The 16,187-nt window shown below is 45.8% G+C and carries 17 protein-coding genes; 13 read left to right on the top strand and 4 right to left on the bottom strand.

Annotation, left to right across the window (positions count from 1 at the left end):
* Window positions 1-1,179, top strand: a 1,179-nt coding sequence (locus tag AACP44_RS06110) for a hypothetical protein (RefSeq protein ID WP_339339589.1), incomplete at its 5' end; no start/stop codon positions are given.
* Between the two features lie 183 nt (window positions 1,180-1,362).
* Here AACP44_RS06110 and AACP44_RS06115 read toward each other — a convergent pair.
* Window positions 1,363-1,824: a hypothetical protein gene (locus tag AACP44_RS06115; protein ID WP_339339590.1), complete on the bottom strand. Its 462-nt coding sequence runs from the start codon at window positions 1,822-1,824 to the stop codon at window positions 1,363-1,365.
* A gap of 74 nt (window positions 1,825-1,898) precedes the next feature.
* The gene (locus AACP44_RS06120) at window positions 1,899-2,636 is read right to left on the bottom strand and encodes an HAD family hydrolase (protein ID WP_339339591.1); all 738 of its coding nucleotides are present in this window, start codon (window positions 2,634-2,636) and stop codon (window positions 1,899-1,901) included.
* Between the two features lie 152 nt (window positions 2,637-2,788).
* On the opposite strand from AACP44_RS06120, the gene AACP44_RS06125 reads away from it, so the two are divergent.
* The 12 genes from AACP44_RS06125 (at window position 2,789) to rpoS (ending at window position 13,701) form a co-directional block, all read left to right on the top strand.
* The gene (locus AACP44_RS06125) at window positions 2,789-3,097 is read left to right on the top strand and encodes a hypothetical protein (protein WP_339339592.1); all 309 of its coding nucleotides are present in this window, start codon (window positions 2,789-2,791) and stop codon (window positions 3,095-3,097) included.
* A 233-nt stretch (window positions 3,098-3,330) separates the two neighbouring features.
* Window positions 3,331-4,956 carry a CTP synthase gene (locus tag AACP44_RS06130; protein WP_339339593.1) on the top strand — a complete coding sequence of 542 codons (1,626 nt, stop codon included), beginning with the start codon at window positions 3,331-3,333 and terminating at the stop codon, window positions 4,954-4,956.
* A 7-nt stretch (window positions 4,957-4,963) separates the two neighbouring features.
* Complete coding sequence (gene kdsA / locus AACP44_RS06135; RefSeq protein WP_339339605.1) at window positions 4,964-5,815, top strand: 3-deoxy-8-phosphooctulonate synthase; 852 nt, start codon at window positions 4,964-4,966, stop codon at window positions 5,813-5,815.
* A 73-nt stretch (window positions 5,816-5,888) separates the two neighbouring features.
* Entirely contained in the window at window positions 5,889-7,178 is a 1,290-nt protein-coding gene (eno, locus tag AACP44_RS06140; protein WP_339339594.1) for a phosphopyruvate hydratase, read from the top strand.
* Between the two features lie 127 nt (window positions 7,179-7,305).
* Window positions 7,306-7,593 carry a cell division protein FtsB gene (gene ftsB / locus AACP44_RS06145; RefSeq protein ID WP_339339595.1) on the top strand — a complete coding sequence of 96 codons (288 nt, stop codon included), beginning with the start codon at window positions 7,306-7,308 and terminating at the stop codon, window positions 7,591-7,593.
* Window positions 7,590-8,297: a 2-C-methyl-D-erythritol 4-phosphate cytidylyltransferase gene (ispD, locus tag AACP44_RS06150; RefSeq protein WP_339339596.1), complete on the top strand. Its 708-nt coding sequence runs from the start codon at window positions 7,590-7,592 to the stop codon at window positions 8,295-8,297. The genes ftsB and ispD overlap by 4 nt, the downstream gene beginning before the upstream one ends.
* Window positions 8,298-8,299: 2 nt before the next feature.
* A complete protein-coding gene (gene ispF / locus AACP44_RS06155; protein WP_339339597.1) occupies window positions 8,300-8,773 on the top strand; it encodes a 2-C-methyl-D-erythritol 2,4-cyclodiphosphate synthase in 474 nt (157 codons plus the stop codon).
* Complete coding sequence (truD, locus tag AACP44_RS06160) at window positions 8,773-9,813, top strand: tRNA pseudouridine(13) synthase TruD (protein WP_339339598.1); 1,041 nt, start codon at window positions 8,773-8,775, stop codon at window positions 9,811-9,813. Before ispF ends, truD begins: the two co-directional genes overlap by 1 nt.
* A 36-nt stretch (window positions 9,814-9,849) precedes the next feature.
* Window positions 9,850-10,515: a protein-L-isoaspartate(D-aspartate) O-methyltransferase gene (locus AACP44_RS06165; RefSeq protein WP_339339599.1), complete on the top strand. Its 666-nt coding sequence runs from the start codon at window positions 9,850-9,852 to the stop codon at window positions 10,513-10,515.
* Between the two features lie 8 nt (window positions 10,516-10,523).
* Window positions 10,524-11,471 carry a DUF368 domain-containing protein gene (locus AACP44_RS06170; RefSeq protein ID WP_339339600.1) on the top strand — a complete coding sequence of 316 codons (948 nt, stop codon included), beginning with the start codon at window positions 10,524-10,526 and terminating at the stop codon, window positions 11,469-11,471.
* 206 nt (window positions 11,472-11,677) lie between these two features.
* Complete coding sequence (locus AACP44_RS06175) at window positions 11,678-12,478, top strand: peptidoglycan DD-metalloendopeptidase family protein (RefSeq protein WP_339339601.1); 801 nt, start codon at window positions 11,678-11,680, stop codon at window positions 12,476-12,478.
* 158 nt (window positions 12,479-12,636) lie between these two features.
* A complete protein-coding gene (rpoS, locus tag AACP44_RS06180; protein WP_339339602.1) occupies window positions 12,637-13,701 on the top strand; it encodes an RNA polymerase sigma factor RpoS in 1,065 nt (354 codons plus the stop codon).
* Between the two features lie 133 nt (window positions 13,702-13,834).
* Here rpoS and fdxA read toward each other — a convergent pair whose 3' ends face one another.
* Complete coding sequence (gene fdxA, locus AACP44_RS06185) at window positions 13,835-14,158, bottom strand: ferredoxin FdxA (protein ID WP_339339603.1); 324 nt, start codon at window positions 14,156-14,158, stop codon at window positions 13,835-13,837.
* Between the two features lie 95 nt (window positions 14,159-14,253).
* Window positions 14,254-16,187, bottom strand: a 1,934-nt coding sequence (gene mutS / locus AACP44_RS06190) for a DNA mismatch repair protein MutS (protein ID WP_339339604.1), incomplete at its 5' end; no start/stop codon positions are given.

Below are 16,187 nucleotides of genomic sequence, written 5' to 3' on the forward strand. Positions count from 1 at the left end.
GGGCCTTCTTCGGGAGGGTCCACTCAAGCCGGTTCAAGGTCAACAACCTTTAACTCTTCAGGCATGTCTGCCATGGATGAGGCGATAACCGACGAAAATTTTAGGAAGTGTGTCAAGTCGGTATCAGATGACTATTCCCAAGTCACATATCTTCATTGCCGCAATAAAAATATCCAACAAGTGGAGGGGTTGGATTTGTTGGTAAATCTTGAGGAGCTTGATTTGAGAATGAATAGCCTCTCTAATATTGATCTGAGCAAAAATATAAAGTTGCAATCACTAAACTTATCCGGTAACCCGTTATCGGCCATTGATGTCAGCGAAAACCAACAGTTGGGATGGCTTTTTTTAACTGGGGTTCCTATCTCGAGAATAGATCTGAATCACAACAAGAAGCTGACATGGCTTAATTTATCCGGAACCCATATCTCAACCATTGATTTAAAAGACAATACATCATTGATGTGGCTATTCTTGGCAGATACTGACCTCGATGAAATTAAGTTAAACAATAATAAAATGTTGAATAGAGTGGATTTATCAGGAACGAGTATCTCAGACATTGATATTTCTGGAAATCCCAGATTGGCAAAGCTTTATTTATCGGATACAAATATCTCGGCTCCTATTGATATTAGCAATAATAATAGGCTATTTTTTCTCGATTTATCAGGAACCAATATTTCGAGTTTTTCTTCAAGCCAATTCGGCGACGATTGTGGGCCATTAAAGCGAATCAGTTTATCAAGGACAAAAATCGACGATCCAAGTAATATAAAAATGTCAGCCTGTAGAAAAATTAAGTTTATTGATCTGTCAAACACTAAAATTCGATATTTTGATCCATCTCATTATCAAAAACTCAAAGAGCTTAATATATCGGGGACCTTGATCGAAACTCTGAATTTGAACAAAAATGAGGACTTGACATGGCTTGATGTTTCAAAGACCAGTCTATCGAGCATTAATAACCTGCAGTCCAAAAAATTGAAGTGGCTCAATATGGCAGAAACTCAGATCACAGCCCTCAATCTCTCTGTTCAAGACGATAAAAATTTGGATTTGAAGTTATTTTTAGCGTTAAACCAATCCATTCCCATTATTACTGTCAACGATCAACAGGATTCTGCCAATTATGCGAAGCACTATAAGGATCCTGTATTTTGGCAAGTAAAGTAATGTCAGAGTGAGGCGGAGAAAATAATAGGAGAAAAAGAGAGTTTGGAATAGCTTCAACCACTTTCCTCGTTGCTGCGGCTGACGTTTATCAGGCCGCTATGTACTAAGTTAATTTTATGGGTTTAATGAGGTGGTCCCAAAGCAATTGAATCTAAAGTTTAGTATTTTAAGATTAGAATAGCTTTATAACAGCGAGGTCTTATTCCTAGATTGATCATAGAATACGGCGATCAGTGAATAACTAAAAAATGCGCTGCAGGTTGTGAGGTAATCTCTTACCCAATATTGGATATTGTCATCTTGCTGTGATATGTCCTGATCTGTTGCCGTTTGGTAGGCGATAATTTCACATTGAACACTGTCGGGAGATTCAACGATTTTATCGTCGCCGGTTATCACAATACGCAATAGCTTGTTATCACTATCCCACTTAAACAACATATAGCGGGATTGATCCCATACATTGTTGGGAAACAGGCTGACGGCTTTATCAATGGTTTGGTTGATGACCTTGCGAATAGCCATATCATCGCTATGCTCGCAGCGATAGCAATAAATAATGCCTTCGGTGGTGTTGCCGTAAGCGTCTTTGGCACTATTATAACGTTGAGTTTGCCATGCCAATTCTGTCCAATCCTGATCCATAATGCTCTCTGATATCTGTTTAGCGGTTTTGTTTGATGCTGCTGTTTGGTTTTGTGGCGATATTATTGACTGCCTTATTGTAGATCCTTAATTAACTGTGGGATTTCTGAGGGGTGTTGCAAAGTATGATGCGGGTTAATACCCAGTTCGGCGTCCAATGGTTGTTGGTGCTGAATCCAAACCGACGTTATCCCGCAGTTATGCGCCCCTGCAATATCCGAGGCTAAACTGTCGCCGATATGAAGGGCTTCATCGGGTTTGCATTGCGCCAGCGCCAACGCTTTATCGAAAATAGAGCGCGCCGGTTTTTGTTCCGGTTCTTGCCCGCCGATAATAATATGATCAACATGGTTTTTAAGGTTAATGCGCTCTACCTTGGGGATTTGGGAAAACTCGGGGCCATTGGTGATAACCACTAGCGTAAACTGTTTGCGTGCCTCGGCCAAGAATTCGGTCATGCCGGGGTAGAAATCGAAGGCGTCGATTCTGTCCTTATCAAATTGATGCTGCAGCTGTTGTGCAGTGCTTTCGCTCACAGCTTCAATCCCTTGTTGTTTTAATAGGTCGATCAATAGCTGGATTCTAAACGCCTGTTCGCTTTGTTGCTCAATGATTGGTAAATAGCGATGCTGCTGTTGGTCGGTCCATTGGCGATAAATGCCGTGGATATAAGCTTTGGCAACGGTTTGAGGGCTGGTAAGGCCGCTATATAAAGTAGCCATCTTTTGCGCCATTTTCGCTTGCGCCTTCAGGTTGGCGGCAACGGTATCGCAAAGCGTTTCGTCCATATCGAGGAAGAGAGCCTTTAACATGGTAGGTTCCAGATGAGTGTTATAGTTGTCGACGCAGTTTAGCAAATATTAGGGTGCCAAGTTTAACCCCGATTGGTCTTAGTGATAAATCGATGGATTGCTGAGATAATTCAGGTTCTAATAACGACATAATAGCCAGGATGGATAAAGCCATGTGTTCACGATTAATTAAAGGCTTATTATTGCTAGCCATTGCTCTGATGGCAGCCTGTGAGTCCGATAACGAGCATTTTTGTGCACGTTATCAGTACGTCTATAATCAGCTGTTAGAAGATGATCTGCCTTCCTATACTGACATGAAATCGCAGTTGCTAAACAATCTCGCCAATCCTCAAAAAAATACCCAGCAGGCCAGATTTATGCTTTTTGTGCTGGAAGATTGGCATTCTGGGATTAAGCCGGTGCAGGAAGACCCTCGTGAGTTTTGCATTCGTATCAAGCGTTGGCAGGCATATCAGTGAGGCAGTGCCGAAATCAGTAAAATACACTCAACTATCTGCCCTGTGGCGGCATGATTGATATTGAGGCTTGTGGCCAACCCTGTTAAACTGGCGTCCCATCTCGGAAGGAACTTGTCGATAGCGTTCTCGTTGCCAACATCCTTTCATCCAGAGACTGGTTTATGCCTCGCAAGGCAGGCCAAGCACTCTGACACAAACGGTAATACCAACATTTAAATAAGAGAAAGTTTTTCATGGCGACACGATTTATCTTCGTCACGGGCGGTGTTGTATCATCTCTCGGCAAGGGCATAGCCTCGGCGTCACTGGCCGCGATATTAGAAGCCCGTGGTTTGAAAGTGACCATGCTTAAACTGGATCCTTATATTAATGTTGATCCGGGCACCATGAGCCCGTTCCAGCACGGTGAAGTCTTTGTTACCGAAGATGGTGCCGAGACTGACCTTGATTTGGGTCACTATGAGCGCTTTATTCGCACCAAAATGGGCAAGCGGAATAATTTTACCACCGGTAGAGTTTACGATACGGTGCTAAAAAAAGAGCGTCGCGGTGACTACTTAGGTGGTACCGTTCAGGTTATTCCCCATGTCACCGATGAAATCAAGCGTCGTGTGATTGAGGGGGCTGGTGATGCGGATGTGGCGATTGTAGAAATCGGCGGCACCATCGGTGATATTGAAGGCTTGCCTTTCTTTGAAGCCGCTCGTCAATTAAAGTCTGATTTGGGCTTCAATCGGGCCATGTTGATGCATCTAACACTGGTTCCCTATATTGCCACTGCCGGTGAAACTAAAACCAAACCTACCCAACACTCCGTTAAAGAATTGCGCTCTATTGGCCTTCAGCCGGATATTCTATTGTGTCGCTCTGATCATGAAATCGATGAAAGTTCGTTAAAGAAAATATCCTCCTTTACCAATGTAGAGCTAAAAGCCGTTATTCCGCTGGCGGATGCCGACACTATTTATCGTATTCCCGGTGCCTTAAAACAGCGTGGGCTTGATGAAATTATCGTTGAACGTTTTGGTTTGGAATGTAAAGCCGCTGATTTATCAGAGTGGGATCGTGTTATTGACGGTGCCTTAAACCCTGAAAAAGAAGTGACCATTGCCATGGTCGGTAAGTACATGGAATTGATTGATGCTTATAAATCACTCAATGAAGCCTTGCATCATGCGGGGATTAATACCCGTACCAAAGTCAATATTCGTTATGTTGACTCCCAGAAAGTAGAAGAAGAGGGCGTATCTTTGCTGGCTGGTGTCGATGGTATTCTCGTCCCTGGAGGATTCGGCAACCGCGGTGTCGAAGGCAAGATTGCAACTGTACGCCATGCCCGTGAAAACAACATTCCTTATCTGGGTATCTGTTTAGGCATGCAGGTAGCTGTGATTGAATACGCCAGAAATGTAGCAGGCTTAAAAGATGCCAACAGCACCGAATTTAATGCCGAGGCTCAGCATCCGGTGATCGGCCTGATTACCGAATGGATTGAGGCCGATGGTAGCACAGAAAAACGTGATGGGACCGTTGATTTGGGTGGTACCATGCGTCTGGGCGGTCAGGAATGTCGTTTGGTTGAGGCTTCTAAGGCCAAAGCAACTTACCAAAACGAATTGATTATTGAGCGTCATCGTCATCGCTATGAAGTCAACAATCATTATGTCGACCAGCTACAAAAAGCCGGTCTGCGCATTGGCGGCTGGTCTGCCGATGACTCTCTAGTGGAAGTGGTCGAAATTCCTGAGCACCCCTGGTTTATTGCTTGCCAGTTTCACCCTGAATTTACCTCCACCCCCCGTGATGGTCATCCACTATTTAGTGGTTTTGTCTCTGCAGCCGTAGATTATTCAAAATAAAAAGGCGATAACTGTGAAAACCCTGACATTAGGCGATATCCCTATTTCGAACGATTTACCGTTTGTTTTGTTTGGCGGTATGAACGTACTTGAATCTCGCGATATGGCGATGCAAATTGCCGAAACCTATATAGAAATTACCCAGCGACTCAATATCCCTTATGTTTTTAAGGCCTCCTTTGATAAGGCAAACCGCTCCTCTATCCATTCGTTTCGCGGTCCCGGTATGGAACAGGGTTTAAAAATCTTTGAAGAGATTAAATCAACCTTTAATGTGCCGGTGATTACCGATATTCATGAAATTGAACAAGCCAAACCGGTGGCAGAGGTTTGCGATGTTATTCAGCTGCCAGCGTTTTTAGCGCGACAAACCGATCTGGTTGCCGCAATGGCGGCTACCGGCAAGCTGATCAATATTAAAAAACCGCAGTTTTTAAGCCCATCGCAAATGAAAAATATTGTCGATAAATTTGCCGAGTGCGGCAACGAACAAGTGATGTTATGCGAGCGTGGCAGCAACTTTGGCTATGATAACCTAGTCGTTGATATGCTGGGTTTTCGCACCATGAAAGACGTCAGTGACGGTGCGCCGATTATTTTTGACGTTACTCACGCTTTGCAATGCCGTGACCCAATGGGCGCTGCTTCCGGTGGTCGTCGCCATCAAGTGGCCGAGCTGGGTCGTGCTGGTCTATCGCAAAAAATTGGCGGTTTATTTCTAGAGGCCCATCCCGACCCTGATCAAGCCAAGTGCGATGGTCCCTCGGCCTTGCCATTAAGCGTATTGGAAAGTTTTCTAACAGAAATGAAAGCAGTGGATGATGTGATTAAATCGCTGCCAGAACTGATTATTCAATAAAAAATGGGGATTTAAGTGATAACGCCTAGCGTGATGATCACGAATATCCTGTCTATGACGGAGTAAAAACTGAATGACCGAGATAGTCGATATAAAGGCCTTTGAAGTACTGGATTCACGTGGCAATCCCACCGTTGAAGCTGATGTGATGTTGGCTTCCGGTGCTGTTGGCAGTGCCTGTGCCCCCTCTGGCGCTTCCACCGGTTCTCGCGAGGCTCTGGAACTACGTGATGGTGACAAAAGCCGCTATCTGGGCAAAGGTGTTTTAAAAGCGGTAGACAATATTAATACCACGATTAAAGCCTTGTTGGTGGGTAAAGAAGCTGCCGATCAACGCGCCATTGATCAGCTAATGATTGATGCCGATGGTACTGACAATAAAGGCCGTTTTGGCGCCAATGCTATTTTGGCAGTCTCTTTAGCGGCGGCTAAAGCGGTTGCGGCGGAGAAGGGCATTCCTCTTTATCAGCATATCGCGGAGCTGAATGGTACCCTCGGCCAGTACACCATGCCGGTACCGATGATGAATATTATTAATGGCGGTGAGCACGCTGATAATAATGTCGATATTCAGGAATTTATGGTTCAGCCTGTGGGTGCTAAAACCTTTGCCCAAGCCCTACAGATGGGCGCTGAAATTTTCCATGCGCTAAAGAAGGTGCTCAGTGCCAAGGGTTTGAATACAGCCGTTGGCGATGAGGGCGGTTTTGCTCCAAATCTGGCTTCTAACGCTGATGCCTTGGCGGTTATTAAAACCGCCGTTGCTGATGCCGGCTATAGCTTGGGTGACGATATTACCTTGGCGTTAGATTGTGCATCTTCAGAGTTTTACAAAGAAGGCAAATATGACATGGCTGGTGAAGGTCAGGTCTTTACGGCAGAAGGCTTTAGTGATTACCTGGCCGAGCTATGTGACCAATACCCGATTATTTCTATCGAAGATGGTCAGGATGAATCGGATTGGGATGGCTGGAAATACCAAACTGAAAAACTGGGCGATCGAGTACAGCTGGTTGGTGATGATCTGTTTGTTACCAATACCAAAATTCTTCAGCAAGGTATTGATAAAAATATCGGCAACTCGATTTTGATTAAATTCAACCAGATCGGCTCTTTAACCGAAACACTCGATGCCATTAAAATGGCCAAAGAGGCTGGATATACCGCGGTTATCTCGCATCGTTCTGGTGAAACTGAAGATACCACCATTGCTGATTTGGCGGTGGCAACGGCAGCAGGTCAGATCAAGACCGGTTCACTATGCCGTTCAGATCGAGTCGCCAAATATAACCGCTTATTGCGTATTGAGGCAGAATTGGCTGGCGCTGCGCCATACCGTGGTCGCGCCGAATTCAAATCATAGGTTTTGTGACAGGGATTATGGGAAGAATTGCCCGGCAACGCTTCCCCCTTGGTTTTATCCTCCTCTATACTAGTGCTGGCTTGAATGTTTGTTATCGAAAGGTGGCCGCTCCTAAGCGGTTATTGCTATGCGCTGGATTTTAATGATTCTAGTTATCATCCTTATTGGTCTACAGTATCGGCTGTGGTTTGGCCAAGGCAGTTGGGAGCAAATCGTCTCGCTACAGCGTGAGCTTGACCAACAGCATCTATTTAATCAGCGCCTGCGCGATAGAAACCAAGTGGTTGAAAACGAAGTACGAGATTTAAAAAGCGGCCTTGAAAGTGTGGAAGAGCGCGCCCGTACCGAGCTGGGTTTGATTAAAGACGGTGAAACTTTTTACCTGTTGATTGACCAAGAGAAAAACACCCAATGACAGCACCAAAAACAACGCCGCGTTTTTTCGTTGTGGTTCCCGCCGCCGGTGTTGGTAAGCGGATGGGTAGTGATATGCCCAAACAGTATTTACCGCTGTTAGGTAAAACGGTTATTGAACGCACCATTGCAACACTGTTAGCTGAACCCTTATTTGAGCGTATTATTATTGCTACCCGTGCTGATGATACCCGCTGGCAGTCATTGGATTTACTGCATGATACGCGCATCGATATAGTCGATGGTGGTGTGGAACGTTGTCACTCAGTGCTTAATGGCTTAAAACATCTTTCATCCCTTGCTAACAAAAATGACTGGGTATTAGTCCACGACGTAGCCAGACCCTGTATTGCTACCAGCGATATTCAACGATTAATCACCGAACTATCCGACCACCCTGTGGGTGGTATTTTAGCCGTTCCCGTCAGCGATACGGTTAAACAGGTGGATGGTAAAGCTATTACCGGCACTGTTGATCGAAGTCTGTTATGGCGAGCGCAGACACCACAGATGTTTCGTTATCAGTTATTGCTGGAGAGTTTAAGTAGCGGTATTGAGCGGGGCCTATCGCTTACCGATGAAGCCTCAGCGATTGAATTAGCCGGACATCAGGCCGAGGTAGTCGAGGCCATGTCAGTTAATCTTAAAATCACTCGACCAGAAGATCTTGCGCTGGCTGAGCATTATTTAACAAAGGAAAGCTAATCATGCGCATAGGGCAAGGTTACGATGTTCATCGTTTTGGTGAAGGCAATCATATTGTGATGGGGGGTGTAACCATTCCCTATGATCAGGGCTTGGTTGCACATTCCGATGGTGATGTTTTGTTGCACGCTTTATGCGATGCCTTGTTGGGCGCTTGTGCGCTGGGTGATATCGGTAAACATTTTCCAGATACCGATGAACAGTATGCCAACGCCGATAGTCGTGAATTATTGCGCCATGTTTATCAGCTGATCATTGATCAAGGCTATCGCCTCAGCAATACCGATATTACGGTAGTAGCGCAAGCACCAAAAATGGCGCCGCATATTCCAGCAATCTGCGCCAATATTGCCAGCGATTTAATGGTGAACGAAGCTCAGGTCAATATTAAGGCAACCACCACCGAACATTTGGGTTTTGCCGGACGCAAAGAAGGGATTGCGGTTTATGCTGTTGTTTTATTACAGCCTGCCTAATGCCTGAGTCGTTATTAACACCGCTCCCCTATGCTTATAGCGAGCAACCGGCATTAAGCGGTTGGCTTCGTCGCCAACCTGAAGATTTTGTCGTGGAAGAGATTCTGGGTTTTGAACCTGAGGGTGAGGGAGAGCATGTTTTTCTGTGGATAGAAAAAACCGGCTTAAATACCCAGCAGGTGGCTGATCGAATTGCCAGACTGGCTAAGTTGGCTGCCCACCAAGTGAGTTACTCCGGCATGAAAGATCGTCATGCCGTGACCAGACAATGGTTTAGTGTGCATCTACCCGGTCATAAAGAGCTTGATTGGCAGTTATTGGCTGATCCCCAAATTAACGTTTTAAAATCGGTACGCCATTTGCGTAAATTGCGGCGCGGTGTACATAAAGCCAACCGCTTTATTATTCGTATTAGTGATATTGAGGGTGATTGCGCTGAACTTAACCAACGGCTCACTAAAATGGCCAAACGGGGTGTGCCTAACTACTTTGGTGAACAACGTTTTGGTATCGATGGCGCTAACATAGTAAAAGCACAGCAGCTTTTTGCCGGTAGTTTTAAAGCCAAACGGCATCAGCGCGGTCTCTATATATCTGCTGCGCGCTCCTTGTTATTTAACCAACTATTGGCCAGTCGCGTTAAAGCAAAAAACTGGAATAGCCCGATAGGTGGTGAGTTACTGATGTTATCCGGAAGCCATAGCGTGTTTTTGCAGGCCGATGAACCGGATCTGGCTGATCGATTATCAGCCGCTGATATTCACCTAACCGGACCGATGTATGGCCAAGCATCGAGTCTGTGTTGTGCTGATGCCGTAGCCGAATTGGAGCAGACCATACTGTCATCATATCCCGATCTATTGGCGGGTTTAGAGCGGGAAGGTTTAAAGGCTGAACGCCGTGCTTTGCGTGCGATACCCGAAGACCTGAGTTGGCAAATCGATAAACAGCATATTACATTGAATTTCACTTTGGTTAGTGGCTGTTTCGCAACCGCGGTTGTGCGAGAATTGGTGGATTACAAGATCTGTCGCCAATGAACAAGAACTGGATAAATAATAGGCTAGGAGTGGTTAGTGAGTAAGTTAAATTTCACCGGTGTGGGAATGACATCCCAGCGAACCCGTGACCGATTAGTTCAGCGACTTTGTGATCAAGGTATTAGCAATTATGATGTGCTGGATGTTATGCGCATAACTCCCCGGCACCTGTTTCTCGATGAAGCATTAGCTCATCGCGCCTATGAAGATGACGCTTTGCCCATAGGCTTTCAACAAACCCTGTCTCAGCCCTATACCGTAGCGCGTATGACGGAATTGCTGCTGGCCGGTGGGCCATTAAAGCGGGTATTGGAGGTGGGTACCGGCTCCGGTTTTCAAACCACTGTGTTGGCGCAATTGGTCGGCCGTGTTTATAGTGTTGAACGCATCAAGCAATTACAGGAAAAAGCCCGTGAGCGATTTCGCATATTAGGCGCTAGCAATGTTCATCTCAAACATGCCGATGGTGGTTATGGCTGGCCAGAAAAGGGCCCCTTTGATGGTATTATCTCCACCGCAGCGCCGGAGCAAATACCCGAAGAGCTGATTGATCAATTAGCGGTCGGTGGTCGATTAGTGATCCCCATAGGGAATCATCAATCGCAGCAGTTAACATTGGTAGAGCGTACCGAGAATAAAATCATTACTACGGTAGTCGAACCGGCATTTTTTGTGCCGCTAAAATCCGGCATTATTCGCTAGGAAACACCATGAAGTCATCCAATAATAAGCAGCGATTACTAGGCGTGTACTGTCGCGGCCTCGGTATGGGCGCTGCAGATATAGTGCCGGGCGTTTCCGGTGGTACCGTCGCTTTTATCACTGGTATTTATGAAGAGCTATTAGCGTCTATAAAGTCGATTAATCCCACAGCTCTAAGCCTATTATTGAAACAGGGACCACAGGCCGCTTGGCAGCATATCAATGGCAACTTCCTGTTGGTATTGATGCTGGGGGTGCTAACCAGTGTGGCATCTTTGGCGCGTGGCATTAGTTATTTTCTCGATCATCACCCGCTATTGGTTTGGTCTTTTTTCTTTGGCCTTATTCTGGCTTCTTCAATCCATATGATTAAGCAGATCAAGCGTTGGCGAGTAGCTACCATTATCACCCTAGTGGCAGGGGCTATGGCCGCTTACGCTATTGGAGCCATTAAGCCGTCAGAGCTTTCCCCAGATTTATTGGTCTTTTTTGGTGCAGGCGCCATTGCCATTTGTGCAATGATCTTGCCGGGTATTTCCGGTAGCTTTATTTTGGTTCTGATCGGTATGTACGGTCATGTACTAACGGCGCTTAAAGAGCTGCAATGGATTACCATAGCTGTCTTTGCTGCCGGTTGCGGGGTAGGGCTAATCAGTTTCTCCCATTTACTCGCTTGGTTGTTTAAGCGTTTCCACGACCTGACTTTGAGTCTATTGACCGGTTTTTTAATCGGTTCTCTCAATCTAGTGTGGCCCTGGAAGCAAACCTTAAGCTACTACCAGAATCGCCACGGTGAACAGCTCGCCTTGGAACAACAAAATGTTATGCCAGCAACTTATCAAAGCCTAACAGGGATCGATTCGCAGACGCTTTTTTGCATCGGCCTGATCGTTTTTGGTGCGCTTTTAGTGCTTTTACTGGAAAAAATTGGCCAAAAAGAGGTCATAGCAAGCTAAAAAAAGGAAATAATGACTAATTTTTTAGATTATTTATTTATATTAAAATATATATATATTCCTTTAAAGAATTTAAAGGGCACTAAAAGCCATCAGTCATATAACTGATGTTGATAATTATTTTAAATAAAATCATAGTATTAACAGTTAATCTTAATAAAGATGATGATTAATCTGCGGTAAATTAAGCAGCTAATTTGGTCAAAATGCGTACAAATTTTATGCTTGGATCGTTAACGAAAAGTAGCATTTTTATCAGCCTATTATTGCTGACAGGCTGCTTTGGCGGCGGCAATTACGCCCCGGTTGTTGAGCGTCAAGAGCGTGTTTCAGTGGTCCCTGCCAGCCATAAAGTGAGACGTGGAGAATCACTATATTCTATAGCGTGGCTCTATAGATTGGACGTTAGGAAGTTAGCAAGCACTAATGGCATTAAGCCTCCTTACACCATCTACCCCAATCAGAAGATACGCCTAAAAGGTAGTGCTAGCAATCAGCGTGGCGCGAGTAACAAGCGTCAAACCGTAACATCGGTTACTCCATCAAAACCGGCAAAGACAAGCACGGCAAAAAGTCGATCAAACACTTCCACAAAAGCCTTATCCAGTTCTACTGCGTTAAACCGCAATACTCATCCTTTTCGTTGGCGCTGGCCAGCCAAGGGTAAAATTATTCGCGGTTACAGCAAAAAAAATGCTGTTCGTAAGGGTATTGATCTTCAGGGCAAGTTGGGGGATTCTGTGCATGCAGCTAACAGCGGTAAAGTTGTTTACTCTGGTAGCGGCTTAGTGGGTTATGGCAATTTATTGATCATCAAACACAACGAGCATTACCTCAGTGCTTATGGCCACAACAGCCAGTTGTTGGTCAAAGAAGGTGAGCTGGTTAAGGTGGGACAAAAAATTGCCAAATTTGGTGATACCGGAACCGATAAAGTGAAACTGCACTTTGAAATTCGACGTGATGGTAAACCGATTAACCCGCTTGGATTACTGCCTAAGCGGTAGGTGTCAGCCAAGTAACAGGCACCAAGCTTTTTAAGTCTATGTCCCTGTGGACTTATTGCTTGAATAAGCAGTGAATCCTGATGCTGGGTTGCCACGCATTACAGTCAAGGGGTTTTGTGTGTGGTTGGGTCTTCCGAAAACAATAAAAGGTAAAACCTATGGAAGTTCATACAGAAGAAAAAATAAGTGGTACTGATTTCGACAAGATGTTGGGCGCTGATTTAGATCTGGATGTAGAGACTCTTGAGGTGGAGGCCAATGCTGAGCAAGAGCAAGTTGCCACCGGCAAAAAATCTTCCCGTAAACCGAAAACAGCTACCGTTAAAGCAGCCAAGCCTGCAAAAGCGGCCAAAGCGCCCGCAAAAAAAACCACCGGCGACCGTTTCCAAAAGACCTTGGACGCCACCCAGTTATATTTAAACGAAATTGGTTTTTCCCCGCTGCTCACACCTGAAGAAGAAGTGTATTACGCACGTATGGCTATGCGCGGTGAGGAAGCAGGCCGCAAGCGTATGATCGAAAGCAATCTGCGCCTTGTGGTTAAAATATCGCGCCGTTATGTAAATCGTGGTTTATCGTTATTAGATCTGATTGAAGAAGGCAACCTTGGCCTTATTCGCGCGGTTGAAAAATTTGATCCGGAGCGCGGGTTCCGTTTTTCAACCTATGCCACTTGGTGGATTCGACAAACCATCGAGCGTGCGATTATGAACCAGACTCGCACCATCCGTTTACCCATTCATGTGGTGAAAGAATTAAATGTCTATCTCCGTGCCGCTCGCGAGCTGACCCAGAAGCTTGATCATGAGCCTTCTGCGGAAGAAATCGCCGAGCTATTAGATAAGCCCGTAGCAGACGTTAAACGCATGCTAGGCTTAAATGAGCGCGTTGCATCGGTCGACACACCTTTGGGCGTGGATTCTGATAAATCCCTACTAGACACCATTCCTGATATCCAGGTTTCTGATCCGGCTGAAATGCTGCAGGATGACGATATGCGTGCCAGTATCGGTGATTGGTTGAGTGAGCTTACCGAGAAACAGCGTGAAGTTGTAGCGCGTCGTTTCGGTCTTAGAGGTTATGAGACCAGTACGCTGGAAGAAGTTGGTCGTGAAATTGGTTTGACCCGTGAGCGAGTTCGCCAAATTCAAGTTGAAGCCTTAAAGCGTCTGCGTAGTATTTTGGAGAAGCAGGGTTTAAGCAGTGAGTCGGTTTTTACCTGAAAACTCACCTCTTAATAAGATATCTAAAGGCTGCCTGATGGCGGCCTTTTTTGTACTCCGTCATTACCCGCTATCGTTCAAACAAAAAAGGCGACTTAATCAGTCGCCTTTGTCACCGTCATACAGATAAAATTTAACGCTCTAGCAACGCCAACTTATCGGGCTTGTTAGCCCATTCTTCGGCATCGGCAGGCGCGTCCTTCATCTCAGTAATATTGGGCCACACTTCAGCCAGCTCTTCGTTCAATTCCATAAAGACTTGCTGATCTTCAGGCAGCTCGTCCTCTGAGTAAATCGCATCGACAGGACACTCAGGCTCGCACAAAGCGCAATCAATACACTCATCGGGATGAATCACCAAAAAGTTCGGACCTTCATAAAAACAATCGACAGGGCATACTTCCACACAGTCAGTATGTTTGCACTTGATACACTGTTCCCCAACTACAAATGTCATGTTGCTCTAGCCCCTTGGTCTGGTCCTGATTATTAACGGCGCGTAGTCTATCACCAACAAAAAAAGATGTAGATAGTTTTTTCGCCAAATGGCTGTTAATTGACCATATTTTTCAGGGCATAAAGCAGTTCCAGCGCTGCTTTAGGGCTTAAATCATCGGGGTTTGTCGCATTAAGTTTATCGATGGCGGGGTGCGCAGCGGAAAACATATCCGGTTGCTCGGGTGAAGTCGGAGCAGGCTCAATCGATAGGGTTGTTTCAGCGGCATTATCGCTGATTGGCGCCGATTTGGTATTTTCCAGACTGGCGAGTTTGATTTTTGCGGCAGCAACCACGGAATCCGGAATGCCGGCCAGTTTAGCCACCTGCAAGCCATAGCTTTTGCTGGCTGGCCCTTCCTGAATACTGTGCAGAAACACAATATGGTCATTATGCTCAGTGGCATCTAGATGAATATTGTGAGCCTGTGGGTAATGTTCTGATAGTGCTGTTAGCTCAAAATAGTGCGTGGCAAATAGCGTATAGGCTTTGACCTGACTGGCCAGATATACCGCGCTGGCCCAAGCCAAGGATAGGCCATCGAAAGTGCTAGTGCCGCGACCTACTTCATCCATTAGCACCAAGCTTTTATCCGTCGCATTGTGAAGAATATTGGCAGTCTCGGTCATTTCTACCATAAAAGTTGAGCGGCCACCGGCCAGATCATCGGATGAGCCAATACGGGTAAAGATTTGGTCGACCAGACTTAACTCCGCCGACACAGCGGGGACATAACTGCCAATATGGGCCAGTAAAACAATCACCGCCGTTTGTCGCATATAAGTCGACTTACCGCCCATATTCGGACCGGTGACAATCAGCATTTTACGCTGCTCATTAAAGCTAACATCGTTGGCAATAAACGGCTCATTTAACACCTGCTCAACCACCAGATGGCGCCCTTGTTTAATCCTAATCGCCGCTTGCTGACAAAAGTTAGGCTGGCTTAAATTTAATACATCGGCTCGTTCAGCAAGATTGGCCAGTACATCTAACTCTGCCAGCGCGCTAGCAGTTGCCTGCAGCTCGGCCAGTTGTTGGTTCAGGGTTTCTAGCAAAGCCTCGTATAGCATTTTTTCACGACTTAACGCTCGGCTCTTGGCGCTGAGGGCTTTATCTTCAAACACTTTTAATTCCGGGGTAATAAAACGCTCGGCATTTTTTAATGTTTGTCGACGAATATATTCCACTGGCGCTTTATCGGATTGCGCGCGACTGATTTCAATATAGTAACCATGCACGCGGTTATAACCGACTTTTAACGTGCTGATGCCGGTGCGTTCTCTTTCCTGATTTTCAAGATCGACTAAAAATTGCCCGGCATTGCTGCTGATATTTCGCAACTCATCGAGTTCGGCATCATAGCCCTCGGCAATAACGCCGCCGTCGCGAATCACGACCGGTGGGTTGTCAATAATGGCCCGTTGCAATAACTCAGTGAGCTGTGGAAATTCTCCCGCCTTAACCGCCAGTGAAGTAATCAGTTCGGCGTTTAACTGTGCGCATTGGGTTTGTAATTCGGGTAAAACGTTGAGTGACTGGGCGAGTCGTGATAAATCTCTGGGGCGGGCAGAGCGCAATGCGACCCGCGCTAGAATACGTTCCATATCACCGACTGGCTTTAAACTGTCACGAAAGGTTTCAAATTGATAATCCTGCAGCAAGGATTTTATAGCTGCCTGTCTTTGTTCCAATATGTGTTGATGATTAAGCGGGCGGTTTAACCAGCGTCGCAGTAATCGACTACCCATAGCGGTTTTGGTTTTATCCAATACCCACTGCAAAGTAAATTCTTCGCCACCGGTTAAATGAGTATCGATTTCCAAATTACGCCGCGTGGCAGCATCGAGAATAACACTGTCTTCACGGCGTTCATGAATGAGGCTGCGAATATGGGGCAGGGCGGTGCGCTGGGTTTCCTGAGCATACTGCAATAGACAACCAGCGGCAGCAATAGCCAATGATAATTCACTACAACCAAAACCGGCTA

The sequence above is a fragment of the uncultured Oceanicoccus sp. genome (assembly GCF_963968385.1).
Lineage (GTDB): Bacteria > Pseudomonadota > Gammaproteobacteria > Pseudomonadales > Dasaniaceae > Oceanicoccus.